At 54.6% G+C, this 2,898-nt stretch carries 1 protein-coding gene; it reads left to right on the forward strand.

Annotation, left to right across the window (positions count from 1 at the left end; translation table 11 throughout):
• The first annotated feature begins 1,540 nt into the window (after positions 1-1,540).
• Entirely contained in the window at positions 1,541-2,503 is a 963-nt protein-coding gene (locus FY112_RS16440; RefSeq protein ID WP_151518873.1) for a sterol desaturase family protein, read from the forward strand.
• Positions 2,504-2,898: the final 395 nt, after the last annotated feature.

Here is a 2,898-nt window from a genome sequence, read left to right on the forward strand (position 1 = left end):
CTGCAGATCAAAAAAATGCCCCGCAGAGGCAGGGCAAGTTAATGGATCGCACAGGAGGAACGCCTGTGCTTTCCTGCCGATATAACAAAAAATGGACCGGCTAGGTTCCGTCATTCCACGACGAAGATCAAAGAGGAGCCCCGCCGAAACACAGCAATTGGAACGGGCGGATCGCACAGGAAGGAGATTTTGGGTTGGCGGACTGCCCCGTATGGGGCGACCTGTGCGATCCTTACGGCGAAACAACATATTAGTCGGAAACGTTCCAAGTACGCTGCCACACGAATGAGCGATGCCTAAAAGACAGGAAAGGGGATCGCGTAGAATGCAAGGGGTGTGCAGGCGGAGACAGGGGGCTCCATCTACGCGATCCGAGCCAAATAACGGCGTTTGTGTGGCAATAGTTCCCGTGCAATAGGGCGCCGGAGGAAAAAGCCCCGCAAGTCGCGAGGCTAATGTGCGTATATGGAAAGGACGAATTTGCATGGTGCGCAGCTCATCCGGATAATAAACACGCTGAATGCAAGAAATTTGCACTAGATACCAAGTATACATCTTCGGAGAAAAAAGCCCCCGCGAGAGCGGGGATCAGGAAAATGGGGTGTTTTCTACGAACGCATGTTGCGCTGCAATGACTACGTTGCACAAGCGTCATATTTTTGCAATAAATTATACTTTTAGAGGCCCAGTCTCCCCAGGTTTGTTTTTCAACTCGGGATTTATCTTTTCCATTTCATTTCAAAATACAAAGTGACTCCAAATTAGATTAATATTTTGTATCATGCCGTAGGCCGCTCGGCGATGTTGCCAAACCCCACGCAATCAGATCTCCTGTGCGCTGAGCGGCCATCCAATCGGATATAAGTGCAGTCTCAAGATTGCTCGTTCAACTTCTCGGAGAGATGGCGCTGCAGTGCGTCCCGGCCCGGTGAGCTCTGAAGCGCGTCGACAGCCGTCGTGAGGGCAAGCTGCCCGCGACTGCTCTGAATGTCACAATGATGCTGAGAGCACCATTCTGTCACGGTATCGACCACAACTTCGATATCATGGTCGGAAAGGGAGGTCAGCGCTGGAAACATCAAAGTGTCCATAGATCTGTGGTCGGGGCTGTTCCACTAGTTTCGGGGATCTAGCCTGAACCTCAGATGAAGGGGCAATAAGCGCAATCACACCAGTCGTTCCTCAGTGGGCCGAAACGTCAAAAAACGCCCCGCCTTAGGTAGGACGGGGCTAGTTGGGTTGCGGTGGGCCGCACATTGAAGTGTAGGGTGGCTGCCATATCAAATCTCTGCACGACCCGACCCCCTACGATCGGTGGAGCCTATTGTTCCCGTCCCGACGAGTTTTTATCAGCTTTTCGGCCGGCCATGTAATTCAGCAGTATTTCATAATACTCCTCGACCCTCCGGCATGCCTCCCGGGACTGCACTGCCACCGCCGGCAATACATCAAAAGGACACCCTGATTGTCCTTTGAGCAATCTGGCAAAAAGCGCATCGTCAGGACTAAGCTGTACGAGTTCGTGTTTTGGAGCAGCGCCATGGAGCTGGTCGAATACTGCCTGCACAAGCTTGGAGACTTTTTTTACAACACTTACTATCTGAATGGTCGGGCAATGGCGTTCAGTTTCGCCATTTCCATTGGCCTGGTTCTGACGGTTTTCGCGGTGGAACTCACCTATGTGGGGTTCGGCAATTCCGGGTTCCGTCGGGTTTTCTTCGAACGCAGCAAATCCACAATCACCGACATCGTCTATTTCGTCCTTCAGGCGACGGGTATGATTACGCTATTCGCGGCGCTCGCATCATTTGGTCTGTCCTATGCCATCACCCGCGCGGCTCAGGATGCCCCCCACCTGGACCTTGCCGCGAGGCTGCCAGGCTGGGCACATGTTCTCTTGTTCCTAGTGCTGACAGACTTCTTGAGCTACTGGCAGCATCGCTTGATGCACCGGCTGCCCGTACTATGGCGGCTGCACGAATTTCACCACGCAGCCGAAGAGTTCAACGCGCTGACTTCGTCGCGGGAGCATCCGCTGGAGAAGGCGATAAATATGGCCATCATGGTCGTTCCGGCGCTGCTTGTCGGCCTGCCAACGGCCGAATTCGCCGTCGTGACCATCACCTTTGGCGCTATTGGTCTGGTCAAGCACAGTGCCATTCCCTGGCATGGCTGGTTTGGCAAATACGTGATCCAGTCACCACGCGACCACTTCATCCATCACTCCCGAGTGCGGGAACATCACGACAAGAATTTCGCCAATTATTTCCCGATCTGGGATCATTTGTTCGGCACCTATTACGAAGGCGATGCACACGGTGCAAAGCTCGGTCTGGACCGCGACTACTTCAACCAAACCGATCCGTTCCGCGAAAGCATCGCCACAGAAATCCGTTTCTTCCAACGCGCGGGACAAGCTGCCAAGGCCAAGTGCGGCATAAGCCCCATAAGCGGAAAACCTGCCTCGCCGCAGGGGCTGTCGGGCCCGGAAGAGCGCCGGTAGCGCAAAGCTCGCATCGCTCTGTTGTGATAAGCGGCTCCATGTGGCGCAGAACGTGCGTGTGACTCATCGCCAAACCCTGCCGCGTCCCTGACCGTCCTCGCGCGTTGCGCGCCGCGTATCAAAAAGGAGCCCCGCCGAAACGGGGCAAATGGGAACGGACGGATCGCACAGGAAGAAAGAGTTGGCGTACGGCCCCGTCACAAGAGGGGGCACCTGTGCGATCCTTGTGGCCAAACGATAGATAGTCGGAAAAGTTCCTGTGCGGTTCCGCACCAAGCGCCCCGTGCCTGAAGGATGGCTGTCGGCACCTTGTTTCATTCGAATAAGAGCACATCTCGATGGAGTGAGCGCCGTCAGGAAAACAAATGGCTTACGAGCCTGATATGGCTATCGTC

It is taken from the genome of Rhizobium sp. PEPV16 (genome assembly GCF_008919455.1).
Lineage (GTDB): Bacteria > Pseudomonadota > Alphaproteobacteria > Rhizobiales > Rhizobiaceae > Rhizobium > Rhizobium leguminosarum_Q.